The sequence below is a fragment of the Streptomyces sp. NPDC048644 genome (assembly GCF_043199105.1).
Classification (GTDB): domain Bacteria; phylum Actinomycetota; class Actinomycetes; order Streptomycetales; family Streptomycetaceae; genus Streptomyces.
In genome coordinates this window covers 600,714-621,152 of the sequence record NZ_JBICVO010000003.1, presented here as the reverse complement: position 1 = coordinate 621,152, position 20,439 = coordinate 600,714, and the positions used below count along the sequence as shown (strand labels likewise).

Genomic DNA, 20,439 nt, shown 5'->3' with positions numbered 1-20,439 from the left:
CACCAACTTCTCCGGATGCTCAGCCACCTCCGGATCCAAGTTGTTCTGCAACATCCGCAACGCAGCCTCCTGCTGCCACCCCAAGGTGTTCAGCTGCGAGCCACGTGAAGCGCGTACCGGGCGTGCACCGTGCATGGTGAGTCCTTTGCTGTGATCGGACGGCCGGAGGTCGAACGTCCGGGAAAGGGAAGGGAGTTAGGGGAGTGGGAGGGGGGTCAGCGCAGCGGGCCGGTGACGGATTCGGCGGCACGAAGCGCGCGTCCGGAGCCGACGCAGCCGAGCGAGCCGTACTCCCGCACGACCGGCGTGATCCGGGCGTTGAGCAGCGCGGCGTAGGTCTGTGCCGTCTCCAGGCGGACCCCGGTGCGGCCGGTGGCCAGCGTCGACAGGCGCAGCAGCATCAGCGCGCGGATGACCTCGCGCTCCACCTCGGGGCCCGAACCGGCGGCGTGCGAACGGACCAGGCTGCGCTGGAGCTGGGCATGCAGCTCGGTGGGGATGTGCCGGGTGGCGAGGGCGCCGAAGCCGGTCGAGACCCCGTAGTGGGGTGTCACGTCATCGGCCAGCGCCTCGATGACCTTGCGGCTCTGGTTGATCTCCCGCTGCGCCGCCGGGGACAGCGCCACACCGGCGCCGTCGCGGGCGACGGATACGACATCGTCGGGGGAGAGCGCACCGACGTCTACGAGAACTTGTGCCATGCGTCTATGAAGCGCCAGCTCAGAGCAGCTCTGCCAGACCCGCCGACGCTATTGTGTCTGGTATCCGAGACAAGTCGGGGGCGGGCAGCCGTCTGGTTTCCCAGACAGCGGTAGCGTCACGGCATGTCCATCGTGCCCGCGGCGGCCCAGGTGCTGGCCGTACTGCGCTACCTCGCCCGACAGGCGGGACCGGTCCCGGCCGCCGTCATCAGCCGCGACGTGGGGCTGCCGCGCTCCACCATGTACCACCTCCTCGACACCCTCGTGCACGACGGTTTCGTGGTGCACCTGGCGGAGGAACGGCGCTACGGTCTGGGCGTCAGCGCCTTCGAACTCGGCTCCGGCTACAGCCGCCAGGCACCGTTCCAGCGGCTGGCCCGGGTGCCGCTCGCCGCACTGGTGGACCGCACCGGACACAGCGCCCACCTCGCCGTGCTGCACGGCCGCGAGGTCATCTACGTCATCGAGGAACGGGCACTCGGACGCCCGCCGCTGGTCACCGAGGTCGGCGTCCGGCTGCCCGCCCACCTGACGGCCAGCGGCCGGGCGATGCTGGCCCGGCTGCCGCGCGCGCAGGTACGGGCGCTGTTCCCCGACCCGTCCGCGTTCGTGGAACGCACCGGCACCGGGCCGGGTTCGCTGTCCGCACTGCACCAACTGCTCGTCGCGGTCAGGCGCCGCGGCTACGCGACGGAGGAGGGCGAGGTCACCACCGGCTTCTCGTCGGTCGCGGCACCGGTGCTCGACCACGGAGCGCACCCGATCGCCGGAGTGGCGGCGACCTTCCCCGCCGCGGAGGTGGACGCCGAGCAGCGCGCCGGGATCGCCGAGCAAGTGGCGCGCACCGCCCGCGAACTGACCCTGCGCGTCGGCGGGACACCATCCGGCCCGTAGCCGACGGGAGAAGGATTTCCCGGGACGCGCACCCGAACCGACCGGCCACGTACGGGCGTTGATACATCGTTCAGCAAATGGCAAGCGGCTGCCGCCACGCTCTTTTCACGGGCCCCCGCGGAGCGTCACGGGGGGCGGGGGTCCGGCCAGGCACGGGGGGTGCCGGCGCGGATGCCGTCCCGCACGGGGGAAGGGACGGCATCCGCGCCGACGGCCGGGAACTGCCCGGCGTGCGCACGGCGGGGGACGGGGCGCACCCGGAGCGGCCCGGCACGCGGCGGCCCGGCATCCGTACGAACCGGATGCCGGGCCGTTGTTGTGCGCGGTCCTGCGGTGCGCCGCGCGCCGCGGTGGTGCTCCGCGGCCGTCGCGCGGCCGGTCAGCCCCGGGCGCCCGGGTGCGCGGTGCCTGCGGTGTTCAGGCTCCGCTGGACGGCCTTGCAGTACGGCACGACGCCGGCGTTGACGACGTACTTGGCCGACACCCAGGCCGCACGGTCGCGGAGCAGGTACCACACCTCGTTGCCGCCGACGTTCTGCGCGCGGACCTTGCAGCGCAGCCCGACCTGGGCGTTGTGGGAGAGGAAGCCCTTGCCGGATGAGTCCATGCTGGGGTACTGACGCTGGTTCAGGCCGGTGTGTGCGACGACCGTGCCGTACGGCCCGGCGGGAGCTGCCTGGGCCGGGGCCGCGCCGAGCAGAGTGGTGCCGAGGGCGACGGCCGCGGCGAGCGCGCCTGCGCCGGTGAGGATCTTCGTGCCGCGGGCCGCGGGGGTGCCGGTCATGGACATGGGGCTCTCCTGTTCTTGACGCGCAATGACGCCCATTGACGCGTGGGGGACATTACGCCCGAAGTGCCCTATTAATTCGTCGAAACCACGGTGAGGGAGCCGATCGTGTGATATCGCGGACGGCCTTCCGGCGTGCCCCCCGCCCCCTCCCCCCTCTCCCCCTACGGGGGAGGGGGCGGGGGTGGGTTCGGGGGTGGGGGAGTGCCGCTCCGCCCGCGCGCCTGCCCCGTCGGTCCGCCCGCCGCCCCCAACACCATGCCCGGCCCTCAACGCCATGCCCGGCCCCAACGCCATGCCCCGCCCCCCGGGGCACGGCAGCCCGGGGAGCGGAGCACGTCAGCTACGGCTCACGGCAGGTAGCGCTCGATGGCGGCGGCCCCCTTCTCGTTGATCAGGCGCCGTGCCCATTCCAAGTTCTGGGGGCTGGGCTCACGCCCTGAGGCCCGCACCACATCCTCGGCGTCGAACGGCCGCTCGCCGCCCGTGAACAGCTCTTTCGGCCGCGCCGTGGTCGACCCGTCGTCGTCCTTGCTCACGGATCCTCCTCTTCCGGCCCTTTCGACGCCCGCCTGCTCACGCCTACTCGCGGCCGACGCTCACCTTGGGTCTCTCCATCATGCTGCGGACCCCGCCGGTCCGCACGGCGCTGGTCCGCCCACCGGGACGGGCCCCGCCGCCGAGCGGTGCGGGAAAGCCCTGGTGGGCCCCGGAGAACCGCCGCCCGGGAGCCGACGGGAGGCGCCGGCGGGAGTACCCGTGCCGTCGTTCCGATGCCGACTTCAGGCTCCGGGGGCCGAGGCGCCGGCCGGCTCCGCCGTTGGGCGGTCGGTCGCGCCGGTGGCGCCGCGCGGGCGCGTGAACCACCGGCCCGTGGCGGGGTCGACGAGGACGAAGGCGTCCACCACGGCAGACGTCTGCTGCACCACCACCACGTCCGACGGGCGGTACGCGGGCCACGGCTCGCCGGCCGTCGCCGGAGTGTTCTTGAGCGCCACCGGCGGGGTCAGCGGATTGCCGCACGCGCAGCGCACCCGCGGCAGCCCGTGCGCGTCCACCAGGACCGCGGTCCCGGCCTGGAGCACCGACTGGTAGTCGAAGGGCTCGCCGCCCGCGAAGCCGTGGTTGGTGACCCGGGTGTCCCTGCGCAGCACCACGGGCGTGAGCGCGCGCAGATAGCCGGGCACCGCCGCGTCGTCGACACCCGCGATGTCGCCGAAGGCGGTGGTCTTCGCCCGGTTGACGGTGAGGTGGCGGACCTGCTGCGCCACGTCGCAGCTCGCGGTGCCACGGCGGCCGGCGTACAGGCCGGGCGACGATCCCTGGACGCTGCGGACATCGTCGCTGCCGGGCGGGGCGGCCGGGGGAGCGGACGGCGGGGATGCCCCGGCCGACGCGGCCGTCGAATCCGTGAAGGGGTCGGGTCCTGGCGCCGTGGCCGGCTGGAGCAGTACCTCGCCGGAGCCGGGGAGCGCGCCTTCCCCGTGGTCCGGCCGGGTGAGGAAGACGGTCAGGACGGTCACGGCGGCGAGGACGGCGACGGCCACGGCGAGCCGGGCGGACGGCCACCACCACGGCTGCCGGGCGCCGGGGCCGCGCCCCGCCCGGCCGACGTGGCGGCCCTTGCCGGAACCGGCGCCGCCCCGTCGCCCCGCGGACGGGTCGGCGGGCGGCCCCGTCGGGTCGCTGTCAGGCGGTGGTGGCGAGGTCACGGGCCCTTCTTCCGATCTCCGGCGTCCGACGGGCGAGCCGTTCGGCACAGCGAACTTTGCCCCGGATTGCCGCAGCGCGCACCATTTTCTGCCCGGGATCTGCACCCCTCGCGAGCGGGCGCGACGTCCGTGCCCGCACCGCGCGGCGCCGCATCCGGGCGCTCCGGCCCAGCACGGTGGCGGAACGCGCCCCCGCGCGCCGCATTTCGGCACGTCGGAGCGTTTTCGCAGGTCAGGATAGGTGGCGTAACGTCGCCGAAACATCACGGGCCTAGCGTGGGCAGCCGTCGGACACCGGGTGGGGAGCCGCTGACGCGGGGGCCGCCGCGGTCCGGCCGTCCCTGCTCCCCACCGTGCGGAGATGCGATGACCAGGCCGTCCACCGGCCCGCGACACCCCCAGGAGAGCGCCGGACGACCGCCGTCGCCGGGCCGCCGCCCGCGGGCCGACCGGGCGCGTCAGGTCGCCGAGGTGCTGCGCCACCAGATCGCGTCCGGCGCGTTCCCCTCCGGGATGCTGCCCGACGAGCGCCGGCTGATCGGCGACTTCGGCGTCTCGCGGAACACCGTGCGCGAGGCGCTGCGACTGCTCCGCGACGACGGCGCCGTCGAACGCCGCCAGGGCGTCGGCACCGTCATCACGCACCGCACCTACGAGCACGGCCTGCACCGGCTCACCGGCCTCGCCGAGACGCTGGCCTCGCACGGCGAGGTCGGCAACGAGGTGCGGGCGGCCGAGGTGGTCAGGGCGCCCGCGGACGTCGCGCGCAGGCTCGGCGTGCCCGAGGGCGGGCAGGTGGTGTACATCGAACGGCTCCGCTCGCTGGGCGGGCTGCCGCTCTCGCTCGACCTGACGTATCTGCCGGTCGACATCGGACTGCCGCTGCTGGACGCCGACTTGGCCTGCCGCGACCTGTTCGCGCTGATCGAGCAGTCGCCGGCCGGGCCGCTCGGCTCGGCGAGCCTCGCCGTGCACGCGGTGAACGCCGACGCGCCCACCGCGACGCTGCTCGGCGTGGAGCAGGGCGCCGCGGTGTTCACCGTCGAACGGCTCACCAGGCTGCCCGGAGGGCGCCCCGTCGACCTGGAATTCCTCCGCATCCGCGGCGACCGGCTCGCGTTCCGGGCCGAGTTGGGGCGCGCCGCCGCACCGGAACGCGCGCCGTACGGGGACGGCGGAGGCCACGGTGACTGAGCTGCCGCGGCCCGTCTCCGGGCCGGTCCCGGCGCGGGTTCCTGGCCCGCGCGGGGCGCCCGCGGGGGATACCGGTCACCCCACCCGTGCCACCGTCGCGGTGATGGGCCTGTGCGTGACGCTGGTCGTCGGCATGGTCTCCGCCGTCAACCTCGCCATCCCGGCCCTGTCCCGCAGTGCGCTGCGGCCGTCCGCCGCCGAGGTGGTGTGGGTGGTGGACGGCTACGTCGTGCTCTTCGCCTGCCTGCTCATCCCGGGCGGCGCGCTCGCCGACCGGATCGGCCGCAAGGGCACCCTGCTGGGCGGGATGGCCCTGTTCACCGCGGGGTGCGCGCTGTGTGCGACGGCGCCGGGTGTCGCCGTCGTGATCGCCGGGCGGATGCTCAGCGGGGTGGGCGCGGCGGCCGTGCTGCCCACGACGCTTGCCCTGCTGGTGGACGGCGCGCCGCCGGAGCGGAGGCCCAAGCTGGTGGCGGTCTGGGCGTCGATGACGGGCATGGCGGCGGTCCTGGGCAACGTCGGCGGCGGCGCGGCGCTGGAGACCGGTTCCTGGCGCGCCCTCTTCTGGTGCGTCGTCCCGCCGGCCGTACTGGCACTGATCCTGGTGGCCCGCTGCGCCCCGGCCCAGCCGCCCCGCGACCGCCCGGTGTCCCCGCTGTCGGCCGCGCTCCTGACGGCCGGATTCCTGGCCCTGCTGGCCGGGGTCGTCGCCGCCCCGCAGCAGGGCTGGGGCAGCCCGCGGGTCATCGGCGCGTTCGCCGGCGCCTGCCTGTTGCTCGGCGGGTGGGTGCGGTTCGAGCTGCGGCATCCACGGCCCATGCTCGACCCCCGGCTGTTCACGCTCCCCGCGGTGCGCGCGGGCGCCCTCGGCATGGTGCTGGTCTTCGTCGGGATGTTCGGGCTCTTCTACGTCAACGGCCAGTACCTGCAATACGTGAAGGGGTATTCGCCGCTCGGCGCGGGGCTGCGGCTGCTGCCGATGGCGGCGGCGCTGCTGCTCGCGCCGCGGGCCGCGGTACGGCTCGAAGCGCGGCTGGGGCCGCGCCGGACGGTGGCCTGCGGCCTGCTGGTGCTGGCCGCGGGCCCCGCGATCGTCGCGACCGTCGGCGTGCACACCCCGTACGCGCTCTACGCCCTGGGCGCCACCCTCACCGCCGCCGGATGCGGTCTCGCCACCCCGCTGCTGTCGCACGCCATGCTCTGCGCGCTGCCCGCGCACCGGGCGGGTGTCGGATCCGGGCTGCAGAGCCTGGCCCGCGAACTGGGCAGCGCGCTGGGCGCCGCCCTCAGCGGCACGCTGGTCGCGGCGGTCTTCGTGACCCGGCTGCCGCCGCGGCTGCGCGGCCCGGACGCACCCACCACCGTCGCCGCGGCCGAACGCGCGGCGGGCGGTGCCTCGCACCCGGCCGTCCTGACCGCCTTCACCGACGCGCTCGATGTGACGATGACCGTCCTCACGCTGGTCATCGTGGCGGTCGGCGCCCTGGTGGTCCTCTGGTATCCGGGCGCGGGCCGTGCGGTCAACGAGCGGGCGGGGGAGGGGACTTGAGCCGGGTGCGGCGTGACAGTCCGGGCGGGCCCGGCCTATGCTCACCCGCACGGCATCGCGTGTCGGTCACCGTCCGGGTGAGGCATGGAGGCGCCGTGAGTATGCCTTGCGGAGGCATTCCACCATGTCAGTCGAGTTGAATCACACCATCGTTCACGCCCGGGACAACCGGGAATCCGCCGAGTTCCTCGCCCGCATCCTGGGCCTCGAAGTCGGCCTGGAGGCGGGCCCGTTCGTCCCGGTCGACACCGCCAACGGCGTCACCCTGGACTTCGCCACGGTGCCCGACAGCGCGCTCGCCCTCCAGCACTACGCGTTCCTGGTCTCCGACGCGGAGTTCGACGCGGCCTTCGAGCGGATCAGGCAGGCGGGTCTCACCTACTACGCGGACCCGCAGCGCAAGCTGGTCGGGGAGATCAACCACCATCACGGCGGGCGGGGCGTCTACTTCATGGATCCCGCGGGTCACGCCCTGGAGATCATCACCCGTCCCTACGGGAGCGTTCCCGAGCAGCCGGCGGGGTGAGGTGGCACCGGCCGGGGCTGCGCGCCCCGGCCGGTGTCCGTCCGGCCCGCGGGGCGTCCGGCCGCGGGGTGTCCGGCTACGACGCCGGGATCCTCGTCAGCCGCTCGTGCAGTGTCGCCGCGAACTCCTCGGCCCGCGCCAGCTGGGTGCGCAGGTCCGCCACCCGCCGCTGTGCGGCCTCCTCGAAGCCGCCGACCCGCTCCAGCAGCAGCGTGCGTTCGTCGGCGGGGAGGGGGTCGCCGGAGTCGAGCCGGTCGGTCGCCGCCAGCAGCTCCCGCATCTCGTCCAGGGAGAAGCCGAGCGGCTTCATCCGGCGGATCACCATCAGGCGGGCCACGTCGGACTCGGTGTAGAGCCGGAAGCCGCCCTGGGAGCGCGCGGAGGGGATGACCAGGCCGGTCTCCTCGTAGTGCCGGATGGTGCGCAGCGACAGCTCGGTCCGCGCGGCCACTTCGCCGATCTGCATGTGCTCGCTGCTCACGCGGGCGCCTTTCTCGTCACTCCGGCCGGTGCCGCGGGAAGCGGACGGCCACGATCTCTACCCTAACGTTAGGGTAGGGTGCGGGTCGTGGGGCACGGCTGTGCCGCCTGCACCCGCGGCGGGGCGCGCACGCGACCGCCGCCGTGCCGCGACCCTACCGGGCCCGGTGCCGCGGTCCGTCCGACGTCTTCCGTCCGCCGCCCGCGGGCGATCCGCGGGATGCCGCCCGGTCTTCCGCGCCCTCGCACGCCCCGCGGTGACACCGGGGCTGCCCGAGCACGACAGGTTCCGCTTCCTTGTCCTCCTCCGCCCTGTCCTCCCGCATGCGGCTGCGCGGCAGCCGCCCGCCGTGGCTGTCCCCGAAGGTCTTCCGCACCGAGGTGCTGGCCGGTCTGGTCGTCGGTCTTGCGCTGATTCCCGAGGCGATCTCCTTCTCCGTCATCGCCGGCGTCGACCCGAAGGTCGGGCTGTTCGCCGCCTGCACGATGGCGATGGTGATCGCGTTCGCCGGCGGCCGGCCGGCGATGATCTCCGCGTCCACCGGAGCGGTCGCCCTGGTCGTCGCGCCCGTCGCCCGCGAGCACGGTCTCGGCCATCTGATCGCGACGGTCATCCTGGCCGGTGTCTTCCAGATCGCCCTCGGTGCGCTGGGTGTCGCCAAGCTGATGCGTTTCGTGCCGCGCTCGGTGATGGTCGGCTTCGTCAACGCGCTGGGCATTCTGCTGTTCCTGGCCCAGGTCCCCAACCTGCGCGACGTGCCGTGGGCGGTGTATCCGCTGGTCGTGGCCGGTCTGGCGCTCATGGTGCTGTTCCCGCGGATCACCAGGGCGGTGCCGGCGCCGCTGGTGGCCATCGTGATCCTGACCGTCATCACCGTCGCCGCCGGCATCGCCGTGCCCACCGTCGGCGACAAGGGCAAGCTGCCGTCGTCGCTGCCGGTGCCGGGGCTGCCGGACGTGCCGCTCAGCTGGCACACGCTGTCCGTCATCGCGCCCTACGCGCTGGCGATGGCCGTGGTCGGTCTGATGGAGACGCTGATGACGGCCAGGCTGGTGGACGACCTCACCGACACCCGCTCCAACAAGACCCGTGAGTCCATCGGGCAGGGCATCGCCAACATCGTCACCGGATTCTTCGGCGGGATGGGCGGCTGCGCCATGATCGGCCAGACCATGATCAACGTGAAGAACGGCGCGCGGACCAGGCTGTCCACCTTCCTCGCCGGATTCTTCCTGCTCATCCTGTGCATCGTGCTCGGCCCCGTGGTCTCCGAGATCCCGATGGCGGCGCTGGTCGCGGTGATGGTCCTGGTCTCCTTCGGCACCTTCGACTGGCACTCCGTCAAGCCCGCCACGCTCAAGCGGATGCCGGTCGGCGAGACCGCCGTCATGGTCATCACCGTCGCCGTGGTCGTGGCGACCGGCAACCTGTCCATCGGCGTCATCGTCGGCACCCTCACCGCGATGGCCGTCTTCGCCCGCCGCGTCGCGCACCTCGTCCACGTCACCTCGGTCACCGACCCGGACGGCGGGCAGGTCGTCCACTCCGTCACCGGCGCCCTCTTCTTCGCCTCGTCCAACGACCTGGTCGGGCGGTTCGACTACGCGGGCGACCCGGACGCGGTCGTCATCGACCTCTCCGCCGCGCACGTCTGGGACGCCTCGTCCGTGGCCGCCCTGGACGCCGTCACGGCCAAGTACCGCCGGCGCGGCAAGGACGTGGAGATCGTCGGCCTCAACCCGCCGAGCGCCGCGATGCACGGCACGCTCAGCGGTGAACTCACCGGCCAGGGATGAGAGTTGGCCGCACGGCAGGGGGCGGCCCGCTCCCGCTCCGTCGATACCCGGCCATCAACGTCCTTACGGAGCAGAGCCGGTGTACCGGTGCGTACCGGGCGGACGGGGCGGACGGGGCGGCGCGGGGTAGCAGGATGCCGGGACGTAATGAGAGCGTTACGCAGATGAAGGTGCAGCGTCACAGTGATCCCTGAGGCTCGTGTTGCCGGCCGGACCTAGGTCTTGTCGGTGCACCACCACATCCGGTCCTCCCCCCACAATCCGATCAGGATGGGACCTCTCATATGCGAACACCGCTCAGCCGCGCTCCCGTGCGGCGAGGGCTGCCCCGTGCGCCACTCGCCGCCTCGGAGCCGACCGTGCAGAAGCGGCGGCCATCCGCCGTTACATTTGTCATGTATTGGACAGGGAAGGCGAGTGCAGTGCGGCACCCGTCGATCCCGGACACCGCGCCGCCGTACGCGCAGGCGAGACCGTGCGGGTGACCCCCGCCTCCCCGACGGATCGGTAACGGCCGCAGTTCCCGCTGCGCCACCGATGAACACGCCTTCCGTGCAAGGCAGTTGAGGCGGATCGCTCCGCAGCGCCGGATTCCCGGCGAAGGACCGGTCCGCCCCTGCCCCGTGGCAAGAAAGGACCCTCACCGGTGCTCACTTCGCACCCCGCACACACCCCCGAATCCCCCGTGGCCCTGCTGGACGACGGCCAGGAAGACGGCCCCCACACCCCCACCGCGCCCGACGGCTCGTCGAGCGCCGCCGCGCCGCCCACCACCGGCCACGTCCTCGTCGTCGGCACCCCAGGGCCCCGCATCGACCGGCTCACCCGGACCCTGCGCGCCACCGGCCACGACGTCAGCCACGCCGCGCCGGGCGGGATCGGACGGCAGGTCGGCCAGGCACCGCCGGACGCCATCGTCGCCCTGGACGAACAGCCTGGTCACACCGCTGCCGACGGTCAGGACCACGACCCGCGCGCCGGACTCGACGTCATCCGCGAGATACGCACCGCACCCGCCGGACGGGCCCTGCCGCTCCTCATGGTCACCGAAGCCCCCGGCAGCGCCGGCGTCGTCGACATGCTGCGGCACGGCGCCGACGACTGCATACCGGAAGGCTCCGACCCGGTCGAGCTGTCGGCCAGGATCGAGGCGAAGCTGCGCCGCCTCCCGGTCCCCGTCGAGAACCTGCTGCTCGACCCGCGCACCGGCCTCTACTCCCACCCGCACTTCGTCGACGAACTCGACCGCGAGCTGCAACGGCCCGAGGCGAGCCGGAGCGGCGGCGTGGTCGCGGTGGTCGGCGTGGCCGAGATGCGCGCACTCGAAGCCCGCCTCGGCCCACGGGTGCGCCGGGAGATCGCCGAGCGGCTGGCCGGGGTGGTCAACGGGGTATCCCCGGCTCAAGCGGAGTCGAGAGCGTGGAACGGGCTGGGCAGCTTCTGTGACCGTCTCGGCTGGGACGAGGACGGCCACCTGCTGATGCTGCTGCCCGGAGTCGACGGGGAGACGGCGCGCCGCAGCCTGGAGAAGTTCGCCGCGAGTGTCGCCGGCACCCGGTTCGTCGTCGCCGACGAGAACGTCCGGCTGACCCCGGCCATCGGCTGGCTGCCGCTGGCCGAATGCCCCGACGGCGGCGCGGGACTGCGGCAGGCGGGCGACGCGGTGACGGAGGCGCTGCGCCACCGTGACCTGCGGCCGGTCCGCTACGCCCGCTGGATGCGCGGCAGCACCGACCACCGCCGCCGGCGCCCGCTCGGCTCGCTCATCCGCCCGCTGCTGTCCGCGCTCTCCCCGGCGATCGTCCTGCTCCTCGGCGTCGCGGTGCCCTTCGTGCTCTACCGGCAGACCTACGCGCTGGGCTGGGACCTCGGCTCGGCGATGTACTGGGTGGTGGTCGCGGGACTCGTGCTGTCCGCCCTGCTGATCGTCCTGGAATGCCTCTTCTCGTTGGACGCGCAGGCCAGGCCCGAAAAACCCGGGGCGCCGTACCCGCCGGCCAGCGCCGTCATCGCCGCCTACCTGCCCAACGAGGCGGCCACCATCGTCGAGACCGTCGAATCGTTCCTGCGCCTGGACTACCCAGGCGAGCTGGAGATCGTGCTCGCGTACAACACGCCGCACCCGCTGCCCGTCGAGGACACCCTGCGCGCCATCGCCCGCCGCGACCCGCGCCTGGTGCTGCTCCCGGTCATCGGCAGCACATCGAAGGCGCAGAACGTCAACGCGGCGGTCACCCGGGTACGCGGCGAGTTCGTCGGCATCTTCGACGCCGACCACCACCCGGCGCCGACCGCCTTCCGCGACGCCTGGCACTGGCTGTCGAACGGCTACGACGTCGTCCAGGGCCACTGCGTGATCCGCAACGGCGACAGCTCCCGGGTCGCCAAGCTGGTGGCGGTGGAGTTCGAGGCGATCTACGCGGTCAGCCATCCCGGCAGGACCCGGCTGTACGGCTTCGGCGTCTTCGGCGGCTCGAACGGCTTCTGGCGCACCGACCTGCTGGCCCGCACCCGGATGCACGGTTCGATGCTGACCGAGGACATCGACTCGACGCTGCGGGCGCTCGGCGAGGGCGCCAGGTTCGCCGTCGACCGCACCCTGCTCTCCCGCGAACTGGCGCCCACCACACTCAAGGCACTGTGGAACCAGCGCTCCCGCTGGGCACAGGGCTGGCTCCAGGTCTCGCTCAAACACCTGTGGAGCGGGCTGCGTTCGCCCGCCTTCACCGCCCGCCAGAAGCTCGGCCTGCTCGTCCTGCTCGGCTGGCGCGAGGTGCAGCCGTGGCTGACCCTCCAGATCCTGCCGGTCCTGGCCTACTCCGCCTGGCGGGCCGGCGGCCTGACGCACCTCGACTGGGCGGTGCCGGTCTGCCTCCTGGCCATGCTCCTCACCGTGGCGGCAGGACCCGTGCAGGCGCTCTTCGCCTGGCGGCTCGCGGTGCCCGAACTGCGCGGCCGTAGCCCGTGGTTCTGGTCGTACCTGCTCGTCTCGACCGTCTTCTACAGCCACTTCAAGAACATGGTGGCCCGGCAGGCCCACCTCAAAGAGGCGCTGGGCGACCGGCAGTGGCGGGTCACCCCGCGCGCGGCGGTCAAGGCGGTGGCGCGGCGATGAGCACCGAAACCGCCACCCGCCCCCCGGCGGCCCCGGCGCGCCCGCCCGAGGGCGCACCGGCCCGCAGCCGCGCATCCGACATCGACGGCCTGCGCGGCCTGGCGGCGCTGAGCACGCTGATCTTCCACGTCTGGCAGCAGTACTACCGCTACGACGCGGCCGGCAGCCACCCGCCGGTGGACAACCCGCTGATCGGCGCCGCCTTCTCGTTCGAGATCATCGACCTGTTCTTCGTGATGTCGGCGTACCTGCTGACGCTGTCCTACGCCCGCGCGGCGATCGACGGACGCTCGATCCGGCCCGCCCGGGTCTTCCTCTTCCGGCGCGCGATCCGGATCCTGCCGCTGTACGCCCTCGCGGTGCTCGTGGTCTGGGCGAGCCGCAACCCGACGCTGCCGGGCGACTGGCGTGACCTGGCCGAACACCTCACCTTCACGCACGTCTTCGACCAGCACCGGATCTTCTACACCCTCGGCCCCACCTGGTCACTGTCCCTGGAGGTCTGCTTCTATCTCGTCCTGGTGGCGATCGGGCCGCCGGCGGTACGCGCCTGCCGCCCGCTGCGGCAGCGGCGGACCCGGGTGGCGGTGTGCGCGGCGGGCTGCCTGACGCTGTACGCCGTGCCGTTCGCCTGGATCGCCGTCGCCCACTACGGGTACGGCGTGCCGCACACCGACTGGGCGGTCTACTTCGGCCCGCAGGCCAGGTTCGGCGGCTTCGCGGCCGGCATGGGGCTCGCCGTACTGATGGCCGCGCTGGGGAAGCGGGGCCGCCTCGGCAGGCGCGTCGCGCTGCCGCTCTGCGCCGCCGCCGTCGCCGGTCTGTACTGCCTGTCGCTGTTCTCCACCCCGGAGAACGCCGCCTTCACCTTCTACCACCCGCTGACCTCGGCGCTGTGGCTGCTGCTCCTCTTCGGCACCGTGCACGTACGGCGGAAGAGCTTCTGGAACCGGATGCTGACGGCCCGTTGGCTCTCCGCCGTGGGCCTGGTCAGCTACAGCCTCTTCATCTGGCACGAGCCGGTCATGCTCCAGCTCCACAAGGCGGGACTGCTCCCCACCGACCAGGCGGGCTTCCTGCCGGCGCTGCTGATCGTGGCGGCCGTCGCGCTGCCGGTCGCGGTGCTCAGCTACTGGCTGCTGGAGTACCCGGCGAGCCTGCTGGGCCGCCTCAAGGACTCCCGTGGCCGCCCCCGGGACTTCTACCCGGAGGCGGCCCGCCAGGCGTCGTAGGAACCGGCGTCCCGGACAAGGGAGTTGCGCGCCTCCGGGCCCTGTGAGCCGCAGGGCCCGGAGGCGCGGGTGTCAGGAGGCCGTGCCGGACAGCCCGCCGCGCACCGTACGGGCGGCGGTGACGAGGTTCTCCAGCGAGGTGCGGACCTCGGCCCAGCCGCGGGTCTTCAGGCCGCAGTCCGGATTGACCCACAGCCGCTCGGGGGGAATGGCCTCAAGTCCCTTGCGCAGCAGCGCGGTCACCTCGTCGGCGTCCGGAATGCGGGGCGAGTGGATGTCGTAGACGCCGGGCCCGGCCTCGCGCGGGTAGCCGTGTGCGGCCAGTTCGCGGGCGACCTGCATGTGGGAGCGGGCGGCTTCGAGGCTGATGACGTCCGCGTCGAGGTCGTCGATGGCCTGGACGATGTCGCCGAACTCCGCGTAGCACATGTGGGTGTGGATCTGGGTGTCGGGACGCACCCCGCCGGTGGTCAGCCGGAACGCCTCGGTGGCCCAGGCCAGGTAGCCGGCGCGGTCAGCGGCCCGCAGCGGCAGCGTCTCGCGCAGCGCGGGCTCGTCGACCTGGATCACCGACGTGCCGTTCGCCTCCAGGTCGCCCACCTCGTCGCGCAGCGCCAGCGCCACCTGGCGTGCGGTGTCGGCGAGCGGCTGGTCGTCGCGGACGAAGGACCAGGCGAGCATGGTGACAGGGCCGGTGAGCATGCCCTTGACCGGCCGGTCGGTGACCGACTGGGCGTACGTCGTCCACCGGACCGTCATCGGCTCGGGCCGCGAGATGTCGCCGGCCAGGACCGGCGGCCTGACGTAGCGGGTGCCGTAGGACTGGACCCAGCCGTGCCGGGTGGCGAGGTAGCCGGTGAGCTGCTCGGCGAAGTACTGGACCATGTCGTTGCGTTCGGGTTCGCCGTGCACCAGGACATCGATCCCGGCCTTCTCCTGGAAGGCCAGTACCTCGCGGATCTCCGTGGCGATCCGCTCCTCGTACGCGGCGGAGTCGATCCGCCCGGCGCGCAGGTCGGCGCGGGCCGTGCGCAGCTCGGCGGTCTGCGGGAACGAGCCGATGGTGGTGGTCGGCAGCGGCGGAAGCCCGAGGTGGGAGCGCTGGGCGGCGGCACGGTCGGGGTACGGCGCCGAGCGGTGGACGTCCGCGTCGGTGACGGCGGCGGCGCGGGCGCGTACGGCCGGGTCGTGGGTGAGGGCGGAGTGGGCACGGGAGGACAGGTCGGCGCGGTTGGCGGCGAGTTCGGCGGCGATGGTGTCGGTGCCCTGTGACAGGCCCCGTGCCAAAGTCACCAGCTCCGCGGTCTTCTGCTTGGCGAAGGCCAGCCAGCGGACGATCTGCGGGTCGATGTCGCGTTCGGCGGCGGCGTCGAGCGGCACGTGCAGGAGGGAGCAGGACGCGGCCACGTCGACCCGGTCGGCGAGGCCGAGCAGGGTGCCGAGGGTGGACAGCGACTTCTCCAGGTCGTTGATCCAGATGTTGCGGCCGTTGACCACTCCGGCCACCAGGCGCTTGCCAGGCAGCCCGCCGACGCCCGCCAGCGCGTCGAGGTTGGCAGCCGCCGCGTCGGTGAAGTCGAGCGCCAGGCCGTCCACCGGCGCCTTGGCCAGGATGGGGAGGGCGTCTCCCAGGCGGTCGAAGTAGGAGGCGACCAGCAGCTTCGGACGGTCGGTGAGCGCCCCCAGATCGCGGTAGGCGCGGGCGGCTGCGTTCAGTTCGGCCGACGTGCGGTCCTGCACCAGGGCCGGCTCGTCAAGCTGCACCCAGTCGGCGCCCGCGGCCCGCAGGTCGGCGAGTACCTCGGCGTAGACGGGCAGCAGCCGGTCGAGCAGGGTCAGCGGCTCGAAGCCGGCGTCGACGCCGGGCGCGGGCTTGGCCAGCAGCAGGTAGGTGACCGGGCCGACCAGGACCGGGCGCCCGGTCAGGCCCAGCGCGGCGGCCTCCTTGAACTCGGCGACCTGCCGCGTGGCGTCCGCGGCGAAGACCGTATCGGGCCCCAACTCCGGTACCAGATAGTGGTAGTTGGTGTCGAACCACTTGGTCATCTCCAGCGGCGCCACCTCCTGGTTGCCGCGGGCCATCGCGAAATAGCCGTCCAGTGCGTCGGCGGCCACCGCGTCCCGGTGGCGGGCGGGGATCGCGCCGACCATGACGCTGGTGTCCAGCACGTGGTCGTAGTACGAGAAGTCGCCGGTGGGCACCTCGTCGATGCCGGCGTCGGCCAGTTGCTGCCAGTGGTGGCGGCGCAGCCCGGCCGCCGTGCCGCGCAGCGCGTCGGCGGTGACCTGGCCCTTCCAGTAGCCCTCGATGGCCTTCTTCAGTTCCCGGTGCTGACCCTGGCGGGGGTAGCCGTGCACGGTGGCCCGTGCTGCCGCGGCTGCGGACTTGCTGGTCACGGAACTCTCCTTCGCGAGTGTCTCTCCATGCGACCCCGGTGTGGTCACGGGCGCGAAGGGTGCCGAACCCGGCGGGCGGCGCCCAACGCGCCTGTGCCCGCCTGATTACGTACGCCGACCCGCCCACGAGGTCACCGGGATCACCGCGCACGAGGCCGCGCGCGGGCAGTGGCAGGTCTTCGGACTCACGGGCACGTCTGCCTCGGGCAGACACCTACTGGCCGTCGCTTCCCGGCCCCGTTCGGGGCCAGTGCGTATGACGGCGGTCGTTCCCGTTCACCGCTGCGGGGCAGTCCCGGATTCCCACCGGGTTCCCTCTTGCGACGCGCCTGCCTGGCGGACAGGGCGAACCAGCTGCACCGCCCAGCCTATGGGCTCGGCCGGGTATCCGGACAGTGCCGTTCAGATGCCGGAACGTGAGGTGGGACACCCGCTGCCAGGCAGCAGTCCGACGAGCAGGCCGGCCAGCGCCGCGGCGGTGCCGGTGGCCACCACCGCCGGCCAGCCGCCCGCTGCCCAGGCCAGCGTCCCGCACAGCGACCCGAGGGCGATCCCCAGGAAACGGAAGGTGAAGTAGAGGGTGTTGAGACGGTTGTGGATCGCCGGTTCGAGGGTGAACAGGGCCGCCTGGCAGGCCGCTTGGCTGCCCCAGACCCCGACGTCCAGGACGATCACCCCGGCGGTCAGCCACCACAGATCGCCGCCGCCCGGCAGCAGGAGCAGCCAGCCCGCGATGACCAGGCCGACCAGGGCGGCCAGCGCGCCGCGGCGGCCGATGCGGTCGGCCAGCCGCCCGGCGTACGGCGAGGCGAGCGCGCTGGCCGCGGCCACCAGGCCGAACAGACCGATCCCGGTCGGGCCGAGCCGGAAGTGCTGCTGGAGCAGGAACGTCAGCGTCGTCCAGAAGGCACCGAACGCGATCCCCACCAGCGCGCCGGAGACCGTGATCAGCCGGACCAGCGGGAGGGTGCGAAAGAGCCGCGGGAGCGAGGCGAGCGTGGCGCGGTAGGGGGCGGTGCCGGTCGCGGGGACGGACGGCAGCGCCCGCCGCAGTACGAGGACGAGCAGCAGGGTGAGTACACAGGAACAGCCGTACACGGCGCGCCACCCGGCCAGTTCGGCGAAGGAACCTGAGTAGGCGCGGGAGGCGAGCACACCCACCAGCAGCCCGCCCTGCACGGTGCCGATGATGCGCCCGCGGCCCGCGCCCCGCCCGCCGTCCCCGCCGTCCGCCCGGTCGGCCAGGGCCACCGCGAGCGGCGTGACCAGCTGCGGGACCGGCGACAGCAGGCCCACGGCGAAGCTCGCGACGATCAGGCACCACACCGAAGGGGACACCGCGCACACGGCGAGCGCCAGGGCGGAGGCCGTGCCCAGCCAGAGGATCAGCCGCCGCCTGTCGTGACTGTCGCCCGCCGGTACGAGCAGCAAGATGCCCGCCGCGTACCCGAGTTGGGTGGCGGTGGGGACGGCCCCGAGGGTATCGGGGCCGGCGCCCAGGGACGCCGCCACGGCGCCCAGCAGCGGCTGGTTGAGATAGACGTTGGCCGCCGTGACGGCGCTGGTGGCCGCCAGCAGCCAGATCAGCGCCCGGCTCGGCCCGGGGATCCCGGGCGCGGGCAGCGCCGCCGTGCCGCCGCCGCGACGGAGGCGGGGCCGGTACCTGACAGGGGGAGGGGAGGAGGAATCGCTCACATGACCCGACGCTAAGCCGCCGCCTCCCGGCATACTTTCGTTGTCCTGCCATCGTCTGTCGAGAATGTGCCATGTACGGAAAGAGCGAGCACCGCGACGACTACCAGCACGTTCCGAGGCCGCTCGCCGCGATGGCACGCGACCTCCCGGACGGCCATCACATCCCGCCGCACCACCACCGCCGCGCCCAGCTGATCTACGGCACCACCGGGGCCATCACCGTCGCCACCGACTACGGCCTGTGGGTGGCACCCGCCACCCGCGGCGTCTGGATCCCGGCCGGCCTGACCCACGCGATGACCTGCGCGGGCGCCGTCGCCATGCGCACCCTCTATCTCCTGCCGCAGGCCGTCGGGCAGTTGCCGACGACCCCCACCGTCGTCGCGGTCTCCCCGCTGCTGCGCGAACTCATCGACGAGGCGACCCGCATCCCCCTCGTGTACGACCGCGACGGCAGGGACGGCAAGGTCATGGAGCTGCTGCTCCTCCAACTCGTCCCGCACCCGGTCCCCGCGCTGCATCTGCCGGCGCCGGACGACCCGCGGCTCGACGCGCTCTGCGAGGCGATCCGGCGGGATCCGGGCGACCGCTGGACGACCGCGGACGCCGCGGCCGTCGCCCACCTGAGCCCGCGCACCCTGCACCGCAGGTTCACCGCGGCGACGGGGATGAGCCCGGCCCACTGGGTGCAGCAGGCCAGGCTCGTCCGCGCGGTCACCCTGCTCGCCACGGGCACCCCGGTCACGGCCGTCGCCGCCCGCCTCGGCTACGCCACCCCCAGCGCCTTCATCGCGATGTTCCGCCGCGCCCTCGGCACCACCCCCACGGCCTACTTCGCCGATCGCGCGGGCCAGGCAGCCACCGACGGGCCAGGCGACCGCTGACGGCGGCCTCCGCAAAAATCGTTGGCGCCCCGTCGACGGCCGGGCTACGGTGAAGCCGTTCCGCACGGAGGCCACCGCCCGGCCGCCGTGCCAGGCCGTGAACGGACCAGGAGGTGTGACCGATGACTGTGGTGACAACGGGCGCTGCCCGTACCCGGAAGAGCATCAGTTCCGCTTCCGTGGCCTCCGGCTGAGACTTCGACCCTTTTCTTCCCCCGCGCCGCGCGGGGTGCCGGGGCCGCCCTTGTGAAGGGTTTCCCTTGAATTTCCTGTCTGCTTCACCGGACACGTCGGCCCGCACGCTGTCTTCGTACGGCTGGGACGACGGTTTCGCGCAGAGTTTCCTCCCCCACGCCGGGCAGGGGTACGTGCCCGGCCGCATCATCCGCGTGGAGCGCGGGCGGGTGGACGCCGTCGTGGCCGATGGCGACGGCGTCCGCACCGTCCTGGCCGACACCGCGCTGGTGGCGACCGGCGACCCGATGCGGGTGCCGTGCACCGGCGACTGGGCGCTGATCGACCTGGAGAACGGCCTGAGCGGCGAGCATGTCGACGGTGTCGTACGGGAGTTGCTGCCCCGGCGGACGGCGTTCGTGCGGTCCGCCTCGTCGAAGCGCTCCGAGGGCCAGGTGCTGGCCGCGAACGTCGACACCATCGTCATCTGCGTCTCCCTCGCGGACCAGATGGACCTCGGGCGCATCGAGCGTTTCCTGGCGCTCGCGCTGTCCGGATCCGGCGCGCAGGAGACCGGCGGCCACCGGGAACTGTCCTGGGAAGGCGGCGCCCAGCCCCTGGTCGTGCTCACCAAGACGGACCTCGTCGACGATCCGGACGGTGTCGGGCACCTCGTCGCCGACGCCGCGGGCATCGCACCCGGCGTGCAGGTCCTGGCCGTCAGCGCCGAGACGAGTGAGGGTGTCGACGTACTGGCCGCCGTGCTGTCCGGCGGCACATCGGTGCTGGTGGGACGGTCGGGCGCGGGCAAGTCCACGCTGGCCAACGCGCTCGCGGGCCGGACCGTGCAGGACGTCCAGGCCATCCGGGACCGGGACGGCAAGGGCCGGCACACCACCACGACCCGCGACCTGCTGCCGCTGGCGTCGGGCGGCGTACTGATCGACACACCGGGGCTGCGCGGCGTCGGCATGTGGGACGCGCAGGACGGCATCGGCCGGACCTTCTCGGACGTCGAGGAGCTGGCGCGGGAGTGCCGCTTCCACGACTGCGCGCACGAGGCCGAGCCGGGCTGCGTCGTGCTGGCGGCGGTGGACGACGGGGCGTTGCCGCAGCGCCGCCTGGACAGCTACCGCAAGCTGCTGCGCGAGAACCAGCGGATCGTCGCGAAGACCGACGCCAGGCTGCGGGCCGCCATCCGCCGCGACTGGCGGCAGAAGCAGGCGCTGGGCCGCCACATGATGGAGCGGAAACGCGGGCCCAGGGGCTGAGCGGACGGCCAGGGTGCGACGTCCGATTTCC

The 20,439-nt window shown here is 73.3% G+C and carries 16 protein-coding genes, 1 pseudogene and 1 riboswitch; of the genes and pseudogenes, 9 read left to right on the top strand and 8 right to left on the bottom strand.

Features of this window, described 5'->3' with window-relative positions; translation table 11 throughout:
• Both ACGFNI_RS09700 and ACGFNI_RS09695 read right to left on the bottom strand, forming a co-directional pair.
• The coding region (locus tag ACGFNI_RS09700; protein ID WP_393682213.1) for a hypothetical protein at positions 1-135 on the bottom strand (135 nt) is incomplete at its 3' end.
• Between the two features lie 131 nt (positions 136-266).
• Positions 267-701 (bottom strand): annotated as a pseudogene (locus ACGFNI_RS09695) (aromatic amino acid lyase); the annotation flags it as partial.
• A 123-nt stretch (positions 702-824) separates the two neighbouring features.
• On the opposite strand from ACGFNI_RS09695, the gene ACGFNI_RS09690 reads away from it, so the two are divergent.
• Positions 825-1,595 (top strand): IclR family transcriptional regulator, encoded by a 771-nt coding sequence (locus tag ACGFNI_RS09690; RefSeq protein WP_393682165.1) that lies wholly within the window; start codon positions 825-827, stop codon positions 1,593-1,595.
• 379 nt (positions 1,596-1,974) lie between these two features.
• Here the strand turns inward: ACGFNI_RS09690 and ACGFNI_RS09685 are convergent, their stop codons facing one another.
• The 3 genes from ACGFNI_RS09685 to ACGFNI_RS09675 all read right to left on the bottom strand — a co-directional run bounded on the left by ACGFNI_RS09685 (position 1,975) and on the right by ACGFNI_RS09675 (position 4,094).
• On the bottom strand, positions 1,975-2,385 hold the full coding sequence (locus tag ACGFNI_RS09685) for an SH3 domain-containing protein (protein ID WP_393682163.1): 411 nt from the start codon (positions 2,383-2,385) through the stop codon (positions 1,975-1,977).
• 347 nt (positions 2,386-2,732) lie between these two features.
• Complete coding sequence (locus tag ACGFNI_RS09680; RefSeq protein WP_393682161.1) at positions 2,733-2,921, bottom strand: hypothetical protein; 189 nt, start codon at positions 2,919-2,921, stop codon at positions 2,733-2,735.
• Between the two features lie 243 nt (positions 2,922-3,164).
• On the bottom strand, positions 3,165-4,094 hold the full coding sequence (locus tag ACGFNI_RS09675) for a DUF6777 domain-containing protein (protein WP_393682160.1): 930 nt from the start codon (positions 4,092-4,094) through the stop codon (positions 3,165-3,167).
• 366 nt (positions 4,095-4,460) lie between these two features.
• Here ACGFNI_RS09675 and ACGFNI_RS09670 point away from each other — a divergent pair, with 366 nt between their 5' ends.
• The 3 genes from ACGFNI_RS09670 to ACGFNI_RS09660 all read left to right on the top strand — a co-directional run bounded on the left by ACGFNI_RS09670 (position 4,461) and on the right by ACGFNI_RS09660 (position 7,363).
• Positions 4,461-5,288 carry a GntR family transcriptional regulator gene (locus tag ACGFNI_RS09670; RefSeq protein ID WP_393682158.1) on the top strand — a complete coding sequence of 276 codons (828 nt, stop codon included), beginning with the start codon at positions 4,461-4,463 and terminating at the stop codon, positions 5,286-5,288.
• Positions 5,281-6,837: an MFS transporter gene (locus tag ACGFNI_RS09665; protein WP_393682157.1), complete on the top strand. Its 1,557-nt coding sequence runs from the start codon at positions 5,281-5,283 to the stop codon at positions 6,835-6,837. The genes ACGFNI_RS09670 and ACGFNI_RS09665 overlap by 8 nt, the downstream gene beginning before the upstream one ends.
• Before the next feature lie 124 nt (positions 6,838-6,961).
• A complete protein-coding gene (locus ACGFNI_RS09660) occupies positions 6,962-7,363 on the top strand; it encodes a VOC family protein (RefSeq protein WP_393682156.1) in 402 nt (133 codons plus the stop codon).
• Positions 7,364-7,439: 76 nt separating this feature from the next.
• Here the strand turns inward: ACGFNI_RS09660 and ACGFNI_RS09655 are convergent, their stop codons facing one another.
• Positions 7,440-7,844 carry a MerR family transcriptional regulator gene (locus ACGFNI_RS09655; RefSeq protein ID WP_393682154.1) on the bottom strand — a complete coding sequence of 135 codons (405 nt, stop codon included), beginning with the start codon at positions 7,842-7,844 and terminating at the stop codon, positions 7,440-7,442.
• Positions 7,845-8,167: 323 nt separating this feature from the next.
• Between ACGFNI_RS09655 and ACGFNI_RS09650 the strand changes: the two genes are divergently transcribed.
• The 3 genes from ACGFNI_RS09650 (at position 8,168) to ACGFNI_RS09640 (ending at position 13,987) form a co-directional block, all read left to right on the top strand.
• Positions 8,168-9,640, top strand: a complete 1,473-nt coding sequence (locus ACGFNI_RS09650; protein WP_393682211.1) for a SulP family inorganic anion transporter — start codon at positions 8,168-8,170, stop codon at positions 9,638-9,640.
• Positions 9,641-10,286: 646 nt separating this feature from the next.
• Complete coding sequence (locus ACGFNI_RS09645; RefSeq protein ID WP_393682153.1) at positions 10,287-12,755, top strand: glycosyltransferase; 2,469 nt, start codon at positions 10,287-10,289, stop codon at positions 12,753-12,755.
• Complete coding sequence (locus ACGFNI_RS09640; protein WP_393682152.1) at positions 12,752-13,987, top strand: acyltransferase family protein; 1,236 nt, start codon at positions 12,752-12,754, stop codon at positions 13,985-13,987. The genes ACGFNI_RS09645 and ACGFNI_RS09640 overlap by 4 nt, the downstream gene beginning before the upstream one ends.
• 72 nt (positions 13,988-14,059) lie before the next feature.
• Here ACGFNI_RS09640 and metE read toward each other — a convergent pair whose 3' ends face one another.
• On the bottom strand, positions 14,060-16,384 hold the full coding sequence (gene metE, locus ACGFNI_RS09635; RefSeq protein ID WP_393682150.1) for a 5-methyltetrahydropteroyltriglutamate--homocysteine S-methyltransferase: 2,325 nt from the start codon (positions 16,382-16,384) through the stop codon (positions 14,060-14,062).
• Positions 16,385-16,553: 169 nt separating this feature from the next.
• Positions 16,554-16,737, bottom strand: a riboswitch (cobalamin riboswitch).
• A gap of 49 nt (positions 16,738-16,786) precedes the next feature.
• Entirely contained in the window at positions 16,787-18,079 is a 1,293-nt protein-coding gene (locus ACGFNI_RS09630) for an MFS transporter (RefSeq protein ID WP_393682148.1), read from the bottom strand.
• 71 nt (positions 18,080-18,150) lie between these two features.
• Here ACGFNI_RS09630 and ACGFNI_RS09625 point away from each other — a divergent pair, with 71 nt between their 5' ends.
• Entirely contained in the window at positions 18,151-18,963 is an 813-nt protein-coding gene (locus ACGFNI_RS09625; protein ID WP_393682147.1) for a helix-turn-helix domain-containing protein, read from the top strand.
• Positions 18,964-19,223: 260 nt separating this feature from the next.
• Entirely contained in the window at positions 19,224-20,408 is a 1,185-nt protein-coding gene (gene rsgA / locus ACGFNI_RS09620) for a ribosome small subunit-dependent GTPase A (RefSeq protein ID WP_393682146.1), read from the top strand.
• Positions 20,409-20,439 lie beyond the last annotated feature (31 nt).

Bases quoted from the DNA above. Each gene is read 5' to 3' on its own strand.
- ACGFNI_RS09660 (WP_393682156.1), top strand. From the start codon at position 6,962: ATGTCAGTCGAGTTGAATCACACCATCGTTCACGCCCGGGACAACCGG.
- ACGFNI_RS09690 (WP_393682165.1), top strand. From the start codon at position 825: ATGTCCATCGTGCCCGCGGCGGCCCAGGTGCTGGCCGTACTGCGCTAC.
- ACGFNI_RS09685 (WP_393682163.1), bottom strand. From the start codon at position 2,385: ATGTCCATGACCGGCACCCCCGCGGCCCGCGGCACGAAGATCCTCACC.
- ACGFNI_RS09670 (WP_393682158.1), top strand. From the start codon at position 4,461: ATGACCAGGCCGTCCACCGGCCCGCGACACCCCCAGGAGAGCGCCGGA.
- ACGFNI_RS09650 (WP_393682211.1), top strand. From the start codon at position 8,168: ATGCGGCTGCGCGGCAGCCGCCCGCCGTGGCTGTCCCCGAAGGTCTTC.
- ACGFNI_RS09625 (WP_393682147.1), top strand. From the start codon at position 18,151: ATGTACGGAAAGAGCGAGCACCGCGACGACTACCAGCACGTTCCGAGG.
- ACGFNI_RS09640 (WP_393682152.1), top strand. From the start codon at position 12,752: ATGAGCACCGAAACCGCCACCCGCCCCCCGGCGGCCCCGGCGCGCCCG.